This is a genomic window from Hyphomicrobium denitrificans 1NES1 (assembly GCF_000230975.2).
Taxonomy (GTDB): domain Bacteria; phylum Pseudomonadota; class Alphaproteobacteria; order Rhizobiales; family Hyphomicrobiaceae; genus Hyphomicrobium_B; species Hyphomicrobium_B denitrificans_A.
The window spans coordinates 3087823-3103417 of record NC_021172.1 but is presented as its reverse complement, the minus strand read 5'-3'; the positions used below and the strand labels follow the sequence as shown (position 1 = coordinate 3103417).

The 15595-nt window shown below is 59.0% G+C and carries 14 protein-coding genes; 6 read left to right on the top strand and 8 right to left on the bottom strand.

Annotated elements, in window-relative coordinates; genetic code table 11:
• Window positions 1-101: 101 nt before the first annotated feature.
• Window positions 102-917: an alpha/beta hydrolase gene (locus HYPDE_RS14825; RefSeq protein WP_244437671.1), complete on the top strand. Its 816-nt coding sequence runs from the start codon at window positions 102-104 to the stop codon at window positions 915-917.
• Here HYPDE_RS14825 and HYPDE_RS14820 read toward each other — a convergent pair.
• Window positions 886-1521 carry a DUF2147 domain-containing protein gene (locus HYPDE_RS14820; protein ID WP_144061280.1) on the bottom strand — a complete coding sequence of 212 codons (636 nt, stop codon included), beginning with the start codon at window positions 1519-1521 and terminating at the stop codon, window positions 886-888. The two genes, HYPDE_RS14825 and HYPDE_RS14820, sit on opposite strands and share 32 nt — an antisense overlap.
• Window positions 1522-1813: 292 nt before the next feature.
• On the opposite strand from HYPDE_RS14820, the gene HYPDE_RS14815 reads away from it, so the two are divergent.
• The 3 genes from HYPDE_RS14815 to HYPDE_RS14805 are packed head-to-tail and all read left to right on the top strand — an operon-like array spanning window position 1814 to window position 4792.
• Window positions 1814-2944, top strand: a complete 1131-nt coding sequence (locus HYPDE_RS14815; protein ID WP_015599316.1) for an ABC transporter permease — start codon at window positions 1814-1816, stop codon at window positions 2942-2944.
• Window positions 2941-3693 (top strand): ABC transporter ATP-binding protein, encoded by a 753-nt coding sequence (locus HYPDE_RS14810; RefSeq protein WP_015599315.1) that lies wholly within the window; start codon window positions 2941-2943, stop codon window positions 3691-3693. Before HYPDE_RS14815 ends, HYPDE_RS14810 begins: the two co-directional genes overlap by 4 nt.
• Complete coding sequence (locus HYPDE_RS14805) at window positions 3686-4792, top strand: HlyD family secretion protein (RefSeq protein ID WP_015599314.1); 1107 nt, start codon at window positions 3686-3688, stop codon at window positions 4790-4792. Before HYPDE_RS14810 ends, HYPDE_RS14805 begins: the two co-directional genes overlap by 8 nt.
• Window positions 4793-4889: 97 nt before the next feature.
• On the opposite strand, the gene HYPDE_RS14800 is transcribed toward HYPDE_RS14805, so the two are convergent.
• The 6 genes from HYPDE_RS14800 to bcsS form a co-directional block, all read right to left on the bottom strand.
• Window positions 4890-5993, bottom strand: a complete 1104-nt coding sequence (locus HYPDE_RS14800) for a tellurite resistance TerB family protein (RefSeq protein ID WP_051112010.1) — start codon at window positions 5991-5993, stop codon at window positions 4890-4892.
• 89 nt (window positions 5994-6082) lie between these two features.
• A complete protein-coding gene (locus tag HYPDE_RS14795; RefSeq protein ID WP_015599312.1) occupies window positions 6083-9214 on the bottom strand; it encodes an efflux RND transporter permease subunit in 3132 nt (1043 codons plus the stop codon).
• Window positions 9214-10428, bottom strand: a complete 1215-nt coding sequence (locus tag HYPDE_RS14790; RefSeq protein WP_015599311.1) for an efflux RND transporter periplasmic adaptor subunit — start codon at window positions 10426-10428, stop codon at window positions 9214-9216. Before HYPDE_RS14790 ends, HYPDE_RS14795 begins: the two co-directional genes overlap by 1 nt.
• Complete coding sequence (locus HYPDE_RS14785; RefSeq protein WP_015599310.1) at window positions 10425-11066, bottom strand: TetR/AcrR family transcriptional regulator; 642 nt, start codon at window positions 11064-11066, stop codon at window positions 10425-10427. The genes HYPDE_RS14790 and HYPDE_RS14785 overlap by 4 nt, the downstream gene beginning before the upstream one ends.
• Before the next feature lie 477 nt (window positions 11067-11543).
• The gene (locus HYPDE_RS14780; protein ID WP_015599308.1) at window positions 11544-11846 is read right to left on the bottom strand and encodes a hypothetical protein; all 303 of its coding nucleotides are present in this window, start codon (window positions 11844-11846) and stop codon (window positions 11544-11546) included.
• 47 nt (window positions 11847-11893) lie between these two features.
• Complete coding sequence (gene bcsS, locus HYPDE_RS14775; protein ID WP_015599307.1) at window positions 11894-12706, bottom strand: cellulose biosynthesis protein BcsS; 813 nt, start codon at window positions 12704-12706, stop codon at window positions 11894-11896.
• Window positions 12707-13113: 407 nt separating this feature from the next.
• Between bcsS and HYPDE_RS14770 the strand changes: the two genes are divergently transcribed.
• Window positions 13114-13539, top strand: coding sequence for a hypothetical protein (locus HYPDE_RS14770; RefSeq protein WP_015599306.1), 426 nt, complete (start codon window positions 13114-13116; stop codon window positions 13537-13539).
• A 70-nt stretch (window positions 13540-13609) separates the two neighbouring features.
• Here HYPDE_RS14770 and HYPDE_RS14765 read toward each other — a convergent pair whose 3' ends face one another.
• Window positions 13610-14215: an invasion associated locus B family protein gene (locus tag HYPDE_RS14765; RefSeq protein WP_244437669.1), complete on the bottom strand. Its 606-nt coding sequence runs from the start codon at window positions 14213-14215 to the stop codon at window positions 13610-13612.
• Between the two features lie 384 nt (window positions 14216-14599).
• On the opposite strand from HYPDE_RS14765, the gene coxB reads away from it, so the two are divergent.
• A complete protein-coding gene (gene coxB / locus HYPDE_RS14760) occupies window positions 14600-15577 on the top strand; it encodes a cytochrome c oxidase subunit II (protein WP_051112009.1) in 978 nt (325 codons plus the stop codon).
• The last annotated feature ends 18 nt before the right edge of the window (window positions 15578-15595 follow it).

Genomic DNA, 15595 nt, shown 5'->3' with positions numbered 1-15595 from the left:
GGCTGGTTCACAGCAAGTGCAAGTAGCTAATGACAAATAAGCAGAAATTTCAGCCTACTCGCGGCAGCCTCTTCATTCCGGGCGGATCCTCGGGGGTTTTGTTGGTTCATTCTCTGGGCGGCTCTCCGCTCGAGTTGAAATCGCTGGCCCACGCGCTCTCCCGCAAGGGCATGACAGTTTACTGCCCCATCGTACCGGGTCTGACCTTCGGGACCGACGTCTCAGGTCTTTCCACGTGGCATGACTGGTATCAGGCGGTTTCCAAGGCCTTCGACGATCTCCGCAGCATGTGCGACACCGTCATCATCGGCGGCGCGTCGGCCGGCTCGATCCTGGCATTGAGACTGGCAGCGTACCGCCAGGATCAGGCCGCAGGCCTGATGCTCTATGCACCGACGCTGGCTGTGAACGGCTGGGCCATTCCCAAGATGTTGAAGCTGTTTCACTTGGTCACCGACAAGTGGACTGCCCGGCTCTTTAAATTTCGGACACCTGCTCCCTACGGCATCAAGGATGAGCGTGTTCGCAACTTCGCTCTCGAAGCATTGCGCGGTTCCGATAACCTCTCTGCCGACATCACGGTGCGTGGCGGTGGAACCGTTTACGAATTCTTCGCGCTTGTTCGCAACGTGCGGCCAATGCTCTCCCTCGTGAAACTGCACACGCTGATTTTCCATCCGCGCCACGACGATCAAAGCGACATCAAGAACACGATGACGCTGCAGCGCAAGCTCGGCGGTGTCGTCGAAGTTTCAGTCCTTGAGGATAGCTATCATCTCGTGACGCTTGATCGTCAGCGCGGCTACGTCGTTGATCGCACGGCCGAGTTTGTCGACCGGGTGCTCGCGGCCGAAGCGGTCAAATCCGGCCGCAAGCAGGCATCCACTAATTCGAAGCAACAGGGTGCTGCGGAGTAGCGGCCTTTTTCGGCTTAGCCTTGTTGTTGGCGGTCTTGCCGGATTTGGCCGGTGAGGCGGCCTTTGTAGCCGTGACATTCGCGTTGTTTTGGCCGGGGGTGGATGCGGCGTCCTGGGTGCAGGGCGGCAGGTCCGTCGGCGCGCGTTTCCAGATGAACGATTTTCCGAGGAATCGCATTCCCTTGTAACCCGTCACCTTCAGCGTGTCCGCGTCGACGAGATCAAGGGCGACACTGTAAGATTTGCCCTCCTTGGGATCGTAGACCCAACCGTTATCGAACCCGCCATCGGAAAGCTGCTCGAGATCGCCAAGTACGGGCAAACCACAAATCGGACGTGTGCGCATCGAGGGTTCGGGATTGTACCGATCGGTTTTGGGTTCGCCTTTGGCGGTCAGAGGTTCTTTGAGCCAATAGATTTTGCCGCAGAGCGTTGTCGGCGTGCAGATCTCGATCTTGACCGCGCCCTTTCCGGTATCGTCGTACCAGATGCCGGCCTCCCCCGGCTCGGCGAAAGCCGGTGCGTAGCAGATCGCAGCTCCCGCCAAGGCGGTAACCAAACGAAGCAAACCACCTGAAAACGGGGAAAGAGTCATATAACGCATGACAATAAACCGCAGAGCAAAGACCACATTTTCACTCCTATGCCTCGAAAACGGCAAAACATTGGAGTGAAATTATTAAGTGGCTGCTAAGGCTTTTCTGAGGAGCGCCGGCGCCGGACCCAACGTTCGCGACAAGCCCTTTGACATCAGGTCGCGCGCATTTCTCACGGGGTTCGCGGTAGTACCAGACTTACATTGGAGCTATACGACCACAGGCAACTAGGAGCCGCTGAAAGGCTCCGGACCGATTATAGCCGATACCCCAGTTCGCAACACGAGACCCGGCACTGAGATGATCTTTACTCTCGCGCTTCGCAATTTGCTGCACGACCGTATCCGGCTTGCCGTGACATTGATCGGCATTCTCTTCTCGATCGTGCTGGTCGCCGTGCAGCTTGGCCTGTATCTCGGCTCGAGCGAAATGATCACCGCCAACATCGCGCGGTCGAACGCCGATCTCTTCATTACGACCTATGGCGCCAAGAGCTTTGAGGATGGCGGCGTGCTATTGTCGGATCGCGAGCGCCATCAGGCTCTCGCCACTCCAGGCGTTGAAAGCGTCGTGCCCCTCGTCGTCGCTTTCGCCGAATGGCGCAAGCCCTCGGGCGGTTCCTCGCGCGTCGTTCTCGTGGGGTCCGACGCCGAGGACCACGGCCTCGTTCCCTGGTCCTTGGTGGAAGGCACGCTCGATGACATCAAGGCGCCCGACGCCATTGCAGTCGATCGCAGTTATCTGGGCGAACTCGGCGTCAGCGGCATCGGCGATACCGCTCAGGCTGCCAGCGGCCGCGTAAAAATCAGGGCGCTTACCGAAGGCATTCGCTCGTTCACCCAATCGCCCTACGCCTACACGACCCTCAATCGTGCGCGTCAGCTTCTTGGCGTTCCTGACGATAGATCGACATTCCTTCTCGTGAAGCTGGCGCCGGGAGCCAACATCGCCAAAGTGCAGACCGATCTCGCAAGCAGGCTTGAATCTGCTGATGTTCTGACGAAGGACGAGTTCGAAAGCCGCAGCCTGCTGCAGTGGCTGTTCCGGACCGGAGCCGGGTTGGCGCTGATCGGAGGCGCGATACTCGGCAGTCTCGTCGGTACGGTCATCGTGGCCCAGACGCTCTATTCAAGTACCAAGGATCACATTCACGAATTCGCGACCTTGCGTGCGCTGGGTTCGTCGAAGTCCTACATCCACAAAGTAATTTTAGCTCAAGCCGGGCTCAGCGCGGTGATAGGTTACGTCCTCGGCATGGCGATCGCGCTGATTGTCCTCTATGCCAGCCGGAACTCTTCGCTACCGCTCGTCATGACACCCGGTTTGGCATTTTGGCTGTTCGCGTTGACGCTTTTTATGTGTTCGATTTCTGCGCTCTCGGCCATCGTCAAAGTCACGAAAATCGATCCGGCTACGGTGTTCTCGCGATGACGACGTCCTCGGTTTTACATGCTGACAATATCGTCAAGGAACTCGGCTCCGGCGCAGGTCTTGTGGTCGCCCTCAAAGGCGTCACTCTTGACCTCGTCCCCGGAGAGTTGACGCTCCTGATGGGGCCGTCCGGATCCGGCAAGACGACGCTTTTGTCCATACTCGGCTGCATCATGAAGCCGACGTCCGGCACAATTCGCATCGCCGACCAATCGCTCGACGGCCTGTCGGCGGAAGAGCTTGCCAAGGTCCGGCGTGACCACGTCGGCTTTATCTTCCAGTCATACAATCTTTTCCCGACACTGAACGCGCTTGAGAATGTGCGCATCGCACTCGACGTGAGAGGCATTAAGGGCTTTGCAGCCACCAGCCGTTCCGAAGAGGTTCTGCGCGAAGTCGGCCTTGGCCACCGGCTGACGAACTATCCGGGTAATCTTTCGGGTGGTGAGCAACAGCGTGTCGCGGTTGCACGCGCGATCGCAAGCTCGCCGTCGATCGTGCTGGCTGACGAACCGACCGCAGCTCTTGATAGCGAAAACGGACATGCTGTCATGTCCCTCCTTTCGAGGATCGCGAAGGAGCAGGGTCGCAGCGTCCTTGCCGTCACTCACGATCCCCGAACTCTAGGTTATGCCGACCGTGTGATCCGCATCGAAGACGGTAGGATTGTCGGCGAAGAACGCAGACCCGAGGGCATCAACGCTCCGGAAATCACCGATTTGACGAAGAGGCGAAAGCTGCATGCTTAAAAAGATCGATCCCGCGGTTTCGACCATCCTGATCGCGGCTGCAATCGCGGTCACGCTCGGATTAGGAATTCAGGTGTTGAGCGATCGGGCGTCGCTAAGCGATCTGGCGGGCTCGGCCCGCGCCGACACGCCGGCTCCCGTTCCACAATGGGCGGCATCGGCTACGGGGCGAGTCGAGCCGAAAGATGGAGAGGTCAGGATCGCGAGCGAAGTCGGTGGCAAGATTGCCGAGGTGCTCGCCAAGACGAATGATCAGGTGAAAGCCGGTGATTTGCTGCTCCGGTTGGATGATGCCGACTACTACACGAAGATTGCCGCTGCGGCCGCCGAAGCCGGAGTTCGCGAGCGCGAGCGCAGCGAGGAACAGGCAACGGGCTTGGCACTTGATCGCCGGAATGCCGAGGACGCCCTCGCCAAGGCGCAGCGCGATGTTTTTGCAGCCCACGAAGCCTTCGACGCAGCGTATCGGTCTGCTAAGACGGACAAGGGCGCCGAAGATGCTGCCGATACGGCGCGCAAGAATCTCGCGTCGAAACAGGACGCATTGGCGGACGCAAAAAATAAGCTAGCCGAGGTTGATGCGAAGCCAGGCATGCCGTTGCCGCAGAGACTTGAGTCATCATTAGCTCTGGCGCGCTCCGATTTGACATCAGCGGAGCTGGCGCTCGAGCGAACGCGCATTCGCGCGCCGGCCGACGGCACGGTTCTGAACGTTCTGGCGAAGGTCGGAGAAACTGCGGTACCGTCGCCCGACAGCGCGCTCGTCGTTTTCGGTGACATGTCGAGTCTCAGGCTTCGCGCGGAGGTCGAAGAGCGCGACGCCGCGAAGGTTCATGTCGGACAGCGCGTCGTCGTAAAGGCCGACGCCTACCCTGATAGGACGTTTGAAGGCACGGTGACGTCGATCTCGCAGTCGCTCGGCGCGCCGCGCATCGCAACGCGCGGCCCAAGACGTCCGAACGATGTCGAGGTCGTCGAAGTGATGGTCGATCTCGACGGTCATCCGCCGCTGTTTACCGGCATGCGCGTCGATACATTCTTCAAACTCGATAACAATCAGGCTTCGGCCGTCACGACCGGCACCGCGAAGACAAACTGAGCGGAAGCATACCTGACGGAACTTAATTAAAAGGCGCTAACCAATAGGTCAGCGCCTTTTTCGTCCTCAGAGTCTAGGGGGCGAGCGGTGAGGCGTATCAAGCCGCGGCTTGCGCCGTCGCATCGACATGAGCCGCGAGCTTCGGATCGATATTGAGCGCCGCCGCTAGAGACGCGAGGAATTGTTTTTCGGCAGGCGAGTTATCTGCCACGGCAATGCGTGCCGCCGTGTAGAGTTGAACCGCCTCTTGCGGTGTTTTCACCGAAGCGGCGAGTTCCTGCACGGAGCGTGGACTGTTCAACTCGTTGGCAAGGAAAGCTTCCGCATCGCTGCCGGCACCGGCCTGCGTCAGGCTCAAGATAAGCGCCGCGTGTTCGTTGGAATCGATGCGTCCGTCGGCCGCCGCCGCGGCGATCATCGCCTGAATGTAGTGAACAGCGGCATCGTTCGCGACTGCTGCGGGTTCGAAACCTGATCCGGCAGGCGGTGCTACGGGAGTCGTGGCACCGGTAATGAGCGGCTTGCCGGCTTGATAGTTCTGCATCGCTTTGTAGGCGAGCCCGCCGATCATAGCGAGCGCACCTATTCGCACCGCACTTGACGCCAGCGAGCGCCCGGTGCGCGTGCCGAGCAAGAGGCCGCCGAGCCCTCCCGCTGCAGCGCCTGCAGTAAACGGATTGGTCTGCAAAACGTTCTTGAGCTGTTCGAGAATCTGCGCAGTCTGTGGATCGGCAGCCGTGCGCCCAAGTGCATCGGTAGCACCCGTCGCCTCGCCGATGCGGGACGTGCCCTCGCTCACGCCCTGGGTTGCTTGGCTGAGAATTTTGCCGAGCACGTCAGTGATGCTTCCGCTATCGGTGACGGCGCCACCCGCCTGATTGAGCTTATCCTTGATCTGGGCAAGCACGTCTCCGAGGTCTGGAGATGCAGCATTTGCCGGTGCGGTTGAACTGCGCGTGTCGGCGGACGAAGGCTGCTCAAACTGCCGAGCGAGATCGCCGAGAATATCGCCAATGTTCTTTCCTTGCGCGCCGGGGGCGGACGTCGGCCCGCTGCTTGGCGAGCCGCCTTGCGGTTGCGACAGGCTCTTGCCAATTTCGTTGAGGATGTCACCGAGGCCGCCGCTACCACCCGCGCCGGACGGCTGCGGGGATGCGGCACCGCGAACGATGTTTTCGAGGATGGATTTGGCGTCGAACATGGCGGGGGTCCTTCTGTTGCGATCGCTACGCCGGAAGGTAGGAAGCGCGATTGTCACGCACAACTCCCCGATCGAATAACCTTTCCAATTTATTCCGCAGCGAGCGGCAGCGGACGAGCGCTGGGGGAGTGAGGTGGCTCTGCGTGCACTGGCGGCGTTTCGGCTTCATCCGTCGGCCCGATGAAGCGGCCGAAAATACGCTGCATCAGCCAACCGAAATCGTCCATTACGGTAAAGAACGATGGCACGAAGATCAGCGAGAGTAACGTCGAAACCAAGAGCCCGCCGATCACCGAGATAGCCATAGGCGCGCGGAATTCACCGCCATCCCCGAGCGCGAAGGCGCTGGGAAGCATGCCGGCCGCCATCGCCAGAGTCGTCATGATGATGGGCCTCGCGCGCTTGCGACCCGCATCCACGATCGCCACGCCGCGTTCGATGCCGTGGGCAACTTCTTCGATCGCGAAATCGACGAGCATGATCGCATTTTTCGTCACGATGCCCATCAGCATCAAGAGACCGATATAGACCGGCATGCTGATTGAATTGTCGGTAACGAGCAGGCTCAGCGCGACGCCGCCGAAGGAAAGAGGCAGCGACAAAAGAATGGTCACCGGCTGGAAGACGCTGCCGAACAGCAGAACCAGAAAGCCAAGAACGATCAGGATGCCGGTTCCCATCGCGGTGATGAAACCGTTTGCGACTTCGTCTTGAACTTCCGCGTCGCCCGAGGGCTGCAGGCTGACCGATGCGGGAAGCTTCTGGTCCTGGATGACCTTTAAGAATCGCTCGCGTGCCACGCTGAGGGGCACGCCACGGTCGAGATCGACACCGACGACCGCGCGCCGCAACCGGTCGAAGCGCTCGATCGCAGCGGGTCCACGCCCGAATTCGACCGAAGCTACCGCCGTTAATGGAATGGCCTTGCCCTGCATGTTGGTGACGCGCAATTGCTCGATCCGCTTTAGGTCGGTGCGTGTCGCTTCGTCGAGCTGCACACGGATCGGAACCTGCCTGTCGCCGACGGTATATTTGGCGAGGTTGAAGTCCGCGTCTCCGATAGTTGCAACACGAATGGTCTCGGAAATTTGCTGAGGCGCCACGCCAAGGCGCGCAGCTGCATCAAGACGCGGCACGATTTGAATCTCGGGCCGATCCGTCGACCCCGACGCCGCAACGTTGCGGAAGCCCGGAACAAGGCGCAAAGCGCCCTCGACCTGACCGATCGCGCTGTTCAGGTCATCTCCACTACGCGACAGCATCGAGAACGACAGCTCACGCTCGCCACGCTCGTTAATATACCAGGCACGGCTATCCGGCACATCGGCGAGCTTGGCGGCGATAATCGACTTCAGTTGCTTCTCGGTGAGTTTCCTCGCGGTCTTCGGGACAAGTTTCACGAACAGCGAGGCGCGCCGTACGTCGAGTTGTCCGGTCGGGCTCGTGCCGCCAAGAACGAAGACTTGTTCGACCTCGGGTATCGTCCTCAGGATCTTCACCATGCGGTCTGTCTTGGCACTCGTTTCATCGAGCTGAGTTCCCGGCGGCATCTCGACCGCAACGACGACACGGGAGGTATCTTCATCTGGCAGGAAGCCGGTCGGCAAAAGCGTCGTGGCGTAGATGGAGGCCGAGAACAGCGCCACCCCGCTGACGAGCGTCAGATAGCGGTGCCGAAGCGTTACCTCGAGGAAGCGTGTGTAGAGACGCATCAACGCGCCGTCGGCATGCGGTTTCTCAGGGACTGGCCGCATCAGGTAGGCTGCCATCATCGGCGTGATGAGACGCGCCACCAGAAGCGAAAAGAGCACCGCCACCGCGACGGTCATGCCGAACTGGCGGAAGTATTGGCCCGCAATGCCGCCCATGAACGAGACGGGCGCGAAGATCGCCACGATCGTCAACGTGATCGCAATGACCGCAAGGCCGATCTCGTCCGCGGCTTCGAGCGCGGCGCGATAAGGCTTCTTGCCCATGTGCATGTGGCGGACGATGTTTTCGATCTCGACGATCGCGTCGTCGACGAGAATGCCGGTCGCAAGAGTGATGCCGAGCAGGCTGACGAGATTAAGGGAAAATCCCATCGCACTGATTGCCCAGAACGTCGGGATCGCGGCAAGCGGCAGGGCAATTGCTGAAATGACCGTCGCGCGAATATTTCTTAAGAATAAGAACACGACGAGGACGGCAAGCGCAGCCCCTTCGATCAGCGCATCCATGGCCGCTTCGTAGTTGCCGCGTGTGTAAGAGACCGCGTCGTCGATCTTCGTCAACTTGACGTCGGGATAGGCGGCTTGAAGTTCTTTCAACGAAGCATTGACGGCGTCGGACACGGAAAGCTCGCTCGTGCCCTTGGTGCGGAAAATCGAGAACGACACGACCGGCTGACCATTGAGACGGCCAAACGCGCGCTGCTCGCTCGCGCCGTCAACGACAGTGCCGAGGTCCTTAAGGCGAACCTCGCGTCCACCGGCCAGAATGATCTTGGCATCTGCCAGCGCCGCTACCCGTCGCGCTCCGGCAAGCGTGCGAATGGCTTGTTCCTGACTGCCGACTTCACCGCGCCCCGACCCCAGATCGACGTTGGTTGCGGCTACCTGCTTGTTCACGTCCGCGGCGCTGATGCCGTAGGCCAGAAGCTTATCCGGATCGAGGTTAACGCGAATTTCGCGATCGACGCCGCCGTAGCGTTCGACGCGGCCGACACCCTTGGTCGCCTGCAAGCGCCGCTTGATGACGTCGTCGACGTGCCACGATAGTTGTTCGAGCGTCATTCCCGGTGATGTTGCTGCAAACGTCAGGATTGCCTGACCTTCGACATCAATACGCTCGATCACCGGCTCATCGATCGTGCGTGGAAGATCGCCCCGGACTTTCGCAATCGCATCCTTGACGTCGTTCAACGCTCGGTCGGTATCCGTTTCGAGGCGGAATTCGATGATCGTCGTCGACGTGCCATCCGTAAGCGTCGACGTGATGTGCTTCACGCCAGTGATGTTCGCAACGGAGTCTTCGACGATTTTGGTGACTTGCGTTTCAAGTTCCGCCGGCGCGGCGCCTGATTGCGTAATGATGATCGAGATGAGCGGAATGTCGATGTTCGGAAATCGTGTGACCGGCAATTGCTTGAAGCTCAGTGTGCCAAGCAACATCAGCACTGCGAACAGGACGATCGCGGGAACGGGGCGGCGTATCGACCAGGCCGAAATATTGATCCGCATCAGCGGGCCTCGCTCAGCTTGGCTTCGGGCATGACCGGACGCACGACATCACCATCGCGGAGAAACGTGCCGGCACGTGTCACGACCAGATCGCCCTCGTGGAGGCCTTCCTTGACTTCGATGAGGTCGCCGCTGATCAGCCCAATCTGGATCGTTTGCTTTTTGACCTTATTGGCGCTGACAGCCTGTACGTATGTGGAGCCCTGATCGAATGTCACAGCCGACGTCGGCACGCCAAGGCCGCGGCTATGCGCTGTCTCGATGAGACCGTGTGCATAAGTTCCGATCCTGAGTTGCGGATTGGATCCCAGGAAAACTTTCACGCGCCCGAGACGCGTCGTCTTGTCGACCTCCGGCGAAACGAGCCGTACCTTTCCCTCGAAGTCGCCGATCTGCGGCACGCTTACGATGGCTTTTTGGCCGATCTTGACGTTCTTCAACTCGGTCTCGACGATCTCGGCATCGAGTTCGATTTCGCCGTTCTGGATGATGCGGAACATCGGCTCGCCGACCGACGATGCGAGCGCGCCCATGCGTGCGGTACGGCGGCTGATGACGCCGTCCTGGGGAGCAGTCACGTCCGTATTGCTTCGCCGCCACAGAAGCTCGCGGCCCTGAGCTTCGACTTGTGCCTTCTCGGCTTTAGCAGCTGTCAGTCCATCACGTGCGGCGACGAGCTGGGCTGCGGTCGTACGTGCGGCACTCTCGCGCTGATCGTATGTGGAACCTGAAAGATAGCCGGATTTCTTCAAAGGCTCGGCACGTTCGAGCTGCGCGGCAGCCTCTTTGGCTTGCGCTTCGGCCTGCGCGATCTGACTTTCCGCCTGTGCGATCGCGGCGTTCGAACGTGCGAGGTTCGCTTGGTTCTGGGCAAGCTGCGCGTCGATCTGTTCGGAGACGAGCCGCGCCAGAACCTGACCTTTCTTTACGCGATCGCCTTCGTCCGCCAGGAGTTCGAGCACGCGTAAGCCTTCAATCTCCGGCGAAACAAGAATCTCTTCACGCGGAATGAGTGAGCCGGAAACGACGGCCGTTTCGACGAAATCATTCGTTGTCACTTTGGAAACCGTGATTGCCGGAGCGACAGTCGGCTTCGCAGCCTCCAATCGCGCTGCCTGGATAGCGGCCGTATGGCTCTTTTCGGTGAAGATGTATCCGGCGCCCGCAACCGCTCCAACCACGGCAAGCGTAGTTATGAATTTTCCGAAGCTCATCGACGCACCTCGAAAGCGGAGGGCTTATGGCTCGAAGCGAGGCCCTCGGTAGGATTGAGCAGTGTGCCGACCATTTCGATCACGACCGGCAAAACCGCGCGCATGTCTGCTTTGGGCTCGATGGCACGCCGCCAGAACATGCCGTCGCCGAGCACGTTGAAGACTTTTGCAAGTGTCGGAATGTCGACGCGCGGCGCGATGCGGCCCTCGTCCTTTAGACGCTGAAAGAGCGCTTCGAAGCTGTCGGAGCAATATTTGTCGACGCTCATGAAGATCTCGGCGATGCGCGGATTGCGCGTCGCCTCGACCCCCATTTCAACGACGAAACGTTGTTTCTCCGGAGATTCCGCAACGAGGTAGTGTTCACCGATTGCCGCCAGCGCTTCGAGAAAGTCGGGGGCTTCGGCAAGCCTCGCAAACCGCTCTGCGAACTCCGCTCGATCGCGTTCGCAAAGTCCGGCAATGAGCGCTTCCTTACTGTCGAAGTAGACGTAGAGAGCGCCCGGGCTAATGCCGGCTTCCCGGCAAATGGATTGCATCGTCGTCGCGTGGAAACCGCCGCGAGCGAAACAGGTAAGCGCGGCGTCGAGAATGTGTTCACGCCGAGCGCGATGCGTGTCAGGCTTGAGTTTTGGCATCTGCGAAGACCGCGCTTCCGTTCAATAGAAGGCATTAATAAAAGAACGCGCGTTCTGTTTGTCGTAGGATTGCGGTATCGTCAAGGCGAATAGATGTTCGTTTTGCAAAAAATCAAGGGCATGCTGTATCGCGCTGTACGAGAGCACGAGCATAAATTAAGTATTTGAATTATATGCGATAATTTTCGAATGGAGCATGCGCCGGTTTCGAACTTCGGAGGCGGCAAAGAGTTAGGCTCCAGCAAAAGAGGAGCGATAGGTCCCGCAGCCCACCGCTCCTCTCTCCACCGCCCGGCCGAGGGCCGCGCGGATTTGCAAGCTTATGCGGTCAAGTTTGCACGGATCCGATGCGTCTCCCGCGCACAGAGACAGCTATAACGCTGCGGCGCGCAACGCCACTCACAATTAATGTACTCGGTGAGCACCGCGTCGATATCCGGGTAAAGAGATACCGTCAGGTTACTGCGGACCTGCGGATCAAGGGAGACATGGCGTGCCTGTAAATATGCAGATGGTGCCTGCGCCGCCGGTAAGGCAGCGTTCCTCTGTGTTTTGCGCACGCGCCCAGTTCGCATAATCCGGGCCGAGGCTTGGCATCGCGCGAACCTTCTGCCGCCAAAGCGCCCTGGCTTTGACCTTCGCAAGCCAAACGAAACGGGATTCTTCTCCCCGCGCCATAATCGCAGTGGCCGAGCATGACCCGGCATGGGCAGGCTGGGGGACAAGCGTCGAAATGAAGGCGGCCATCAAGACTGCAGCGGCCGCAGTTGCCTTTGTCATCGCCGTTCGCTTCCTCTCGTCAACCGGCGAGGATCGCCGAGGCCACGCTAGAACTGAAATAGCACGTTCAGCGTACCGTAGGGCGAGACGTCCGTCGCCTCCCAGTCAGAGACACGGCCCGATACGCCGCCAGCAAGTGAGACTTCGCCGCCAATCCAATCGTAGTGCACGAAGAGTCCGCTCCGACCGTTCCAATTGTCGTCGCCCGTTTCGATGTTCTTGTCATAGCGAAGCTCTGGTCCGATGGACACATGTGGCGCGATACGCCAACCTGCGCGCCAGCGCGACGATGTTTCGTCGCGCGCCGTCGCGTAGCTCAGATCGAGCGACGTCCATGTGCGGTCATCCATGTCGAGCCACAGCTCGAGTGCACCTTTAAAGCCGTATTCGGTTCCATCATGATCATCCGCAGGATCGTCAATTAAGTGCCGTTCCGATGACATCGACGCACCAGCGAACGCTTTCGCTGTCAATGTGCCGAGCCGCAGATAGTAGCCGATAAGCATCTCAGCATAGGCGTGCTGGACCGTGTATTCGCGGCGCTCCCGGGTCTGTTCCGTGCAGGCGTCGTTCTGCGTCGCGTCTCCACAAGGCTCTCGCGGCGCCCGACCATCGTAGCTGTATTGGCCATATCCGCCGCCAATGCGCAGACGCAACCCGTCGCTATAGATGTCTCGGCTCCACGGAGCGACAGTAATCCCGGAATAGGCCAGCCATTGATTGTGCGCCGCGTCGACGCCCGCCCACGTTTCGCGCCATCCATAGACTGTCTGGGGTTGATCGGTCGGTGGATCGATTGATTGTGCGGATGCCGGGGCCATCGGCAAGAGATGCAGCGCCGCCGCGGCGCTTGCGCCCACGATTACAGTACTACGCCACCAGTCTTCGACCCCCGAACACGGCCGCATTCACAAACTCAAAATTCACGAAGTAACTTTATTAACCAAGGTGACTATAACGATAGTATGTGTATTGGCTCGTCAATCGGAACAAAGAAGGATGTTCGAGAAAAAACTCCTTTGTCGGTGAGAAGAGTTCCCTTCTTTGGCGGCGTGCCATTGCTTTGCCGACAGGACACCCCAAATTTAGTTCAGGATTGGCCATCTGACCGTAGACGGAGCACGCAGCTGTGAAATGCTATCGTCGCATTGGCATGCTAAATCAAAGACATGAGTGGCGCATCTGAAGCCTCGTAGAATTAAACGGATCGAAGTACAGGCGTCACCGAGTATTTTACAAAGTAGTTTGTGTCTGGGAGGACGCAAAAATGACGGGTTGTACGGAGCAAGCTCCGAGAAGTACTTCACCTTACTATTCTTTTTATCAAATTCTGTTCGATACGATCGACACGACGTCATTCTTCTGGCAGCCCTGCCTGAAGGCCATCGGAGGCAGCCAGTTAGAGCTGGCGGGACTTCAGGCTCGGCAGGCGCAGGCTGTCCTTCGTTGGACTCATCAGATACTCCGGCCCTCCTCGCCGATGGATGTGGCGAGCGCAAATGCTGAGCTCTGGCAGACGATGATCGGAAACTGCGCGGATGTGGCTCCGCGCATGGCTGCGGCGGCAAGTACGGCCACGCAGTCCATTGCTCCGATCGTGTTGCCGATGCCGGCCAGACGGGCTCGGGACACCCTGATACTTCTCGACCGCGGAGAAGCGGACACCGAGGGCTACGAGCGTAAGGTCGCCTGACCGAGCGCAGATCCGATTTTGCTGTCCACCAAACAAGCGTTCGTCGCGCGTCCCCGCGCCGTCGGAGCGACTATTGAAGCTCGCCCATGGCCTCTCCGAAGCCCTTGAGGGAGATCGGGATGCCGATACCCGCTTCCTCGGTCTGGAAAATTATGAAAATTGCCGTTTTACCGTTCTTCAGGCGCTCTATGAGCGGGTCATCGACGACGACCTGGGCATAGCATGCAAAGCTGTGGCAACGCAGGAAGGGCGCATGCCCGACGTCCTTGTCGTCAATCTTTAGCCCGAGGCCTGGCGGCAGCAGAACGCCGAGCGGAGCAAAGACGCGAAGCACACGCGTTCCGTTTGAAAATTTCTGGAAATAGACGGTCAGTCCGATGTTGTTCTTGTCCTCGGCGGTGACGCTCTGGACGAGCGCGCAGACAGGATTTTTTGATCCCGGCGGCGGGTCCTTGCAGACGACCTGCCAATCGCCGTGCTGCGATTTAACGGTTCCTTCCGGGGCGTCGACGGCGAAAGCGGTATCTGAGGTGATTGAGGACGGCATCGCTTGTGCAACTGCGAAGATCATCGCAAGAACAATCGCAGATGAGGACCGGTGCACGGCCCGTGCTCCGGCGCGCCCGAGATGCAGAATCAAGACGCGGCCGAGAAAGCGTCGTTTGTGAGTTGGCAAGAGCGTTTCCCTGATATCGCAGGCATTGCCCACTGTACGGAGCCGTTGTTCGCAGAAGAGGCCGCTTCGTCGGCCACGAATTCGGCCGAATTCTGTTCCTTCCGGCAAACATTTCGGTGCAGTGCGCTAAGATGGTTCGCTTGCCTGCCGCGCGATATTTTCGCGAACAAATGCCGCATAGACTTGACTTGAGTCAATTGAGCCGCTTGTGCTCTTTATCAACCTGCCTTAGCAGGTGAAGGGTGGGTTCGGCGCTTAGATGAAGGCGTTCTCGGTTGAAAAAACCGGGCAAAAATCGACGGGGACGATACGCCGACGGCATATCGGAAATGGGAGATTGTCGGACCGGCAGATGGCCTGGGCTGACATATTGGGAGCGAAGGGATGTCTAAGAGGATGCTCAGTGCGGTCGCCGTCTTGGCGATCGCGTGCTTGGCGATGGCTTTCAGCGGTTTGACCCCGGCGCTTGCCGGACTCGGGCAGCCAACCGACGGTGAACTTGGTCTTCAGGCTTCCGCGTCTCCGATCATGGATCAGCTCACCAGTCTGTTTCATGTGGTCAATACGATTATCGTCGTAATTACCCTGTTCGTCCTCGTGTTGATGATTTGGGTGATGCTCCGCTTCAACGAGAAAAGGAACCCGACGCCCTCTCGTACGACCCACAACACCATGCTTGAGGTTGCGTGGACAATCATTCCGATCCTCATCCTAGTCAGCATCGCCATCCCCTCTTTCCACCTGCTCTTTAACCAATACTCGTTCCCCAAGCCCGATGTGACGATCAAGGCGACCGGCAACGCATGGTTCTGGGAGCATGAGTACCTGGACGACAAGGTCACCGTTACGTCCAACATGGTCAATGACGAGGACGTTTTGCGCGCCAAAATGGGCGACGACGCCTACGACAAGAAATACGGGTCGTTGACGGGCACCGCGCTGACGAAAGCTCAGTATGAGGACTCGCGGCCGATATGGGCGGAAGATCATAAGCTGCGGCGCTTGACGGTTGATCAGGAAATCGCGGTTCCGGTCAACAAAGTTGTCACGATGCTGGTGACGTCGAACGATGTCATTCATGCTTGGACGATCCCGTCGTTCGGCGTGAAAATGCAGGCGGTCCCGGGACGCACTTCGGCGGTTTGGTTCAAGGCGGAGAAGATCGGCACTTTCAGAGGTCAGTGCTCGGTTCTTTGCGGCAAGCTGCATTCCGCAATGCCGATCGTCGTCCGTGTTGTCGATCAGCCGGTCTATGATTCCTGGATGGCTGCGCTGAAGGCGAAGGATAAGAAGAAAGCCCAGCAGATTTTGGACGACGATGCAGCGGCGCACGCCAACCAGTCGGTGGCAGCAGCTCAGTAGTCGATGGTTTGCCGGCCC

What these genes read in the sequence shown, in the direction of transcription:
- HYPDE_RS14820 (WP_144061280.1), bottom strand. Translation starts at nt 1,521, where the DNA reads ATGCGTTATATGACTCTTTCCCCGTTTTCAGGTGGTTTGCTTCGTTTG.
- HYPDE_RS14815 (WP_015599316.1), top strand. Translation starts at nt 1,814, where the DNA reads ATGATCTTTACTCTCGCGCTTCGCAATTTGCTGCACGACCGTATCCGG.
- HYPDE_RS14810 (WP_015599315.1), top strand. Translation starts at nt 2,941, where the DNA reads ATGACGACGTCCTCGGTTTTACATGCTGACAATATCGTCAAGGAACTC.
- HYPDE_RS14805 (WP_015599314.1), top strand. Translation starts at nt 3,686, where the DNA reads ATGCTTAAAAAGATCGATCCCGCGGTTTCGACCATCCTGATCGCGGCT.
- HYPDE_RS14800 (WP_051112010.1), bottom strand. Translation starts at nt 5,993, where the DNA reads ATGTTCGACGCCAAATCCATCCTCGAAAACATCGTTCGCGGTGCCGCA.
- HYPDE_RS14795 (WP_015599312.1), bottom strand. Translation starts at nt 9,214, where the DNA reads ATGCGGATCAATATTTCGGCCTGGTCGATACGCCGCCCCGTTCCCGCG.
- HYPDE_RS14790 (WP_015599311.1), bottom strand. Translation starts at nt 10,428, where the DNA reads ATGAGCTTCGGAAAATTCATAACTACGCTTGCCGTGGTTGGAGCGGTT.
- HYPDE_RS14785 (WP_015599310.1), bottom strand. Translation starts at nt 11,066, where the DNA reads ATGCCAAAACTCAAGCCTGACACGCATCGCGCTCGGCGTGAACACATT.
- HYPDE_RS14780 (WP_015599308.1), bottom strand. Translation starts at nt 11,846, where the DNA reads ATGACAAAGGCAACTGCGGCCGCTGCAGTCTTGATGGCCGCCTTCATT.
- HYPDE_RS14770 (WP_015599306.1), top strand. Translation starts at nt 13,114, where the DNA reads ATGACGGGTTGTACGGAGCAAGCTCCGAGAAGTACTTCACCTTACTAT.
- coxB (WP_051112009.1), top strand. Translation starts at nt 14,600, where the DNA reads ATGTCTAAGAGGATGCTCAGTGCGGTCGCCGTCTTGGCGATCGCGTGC.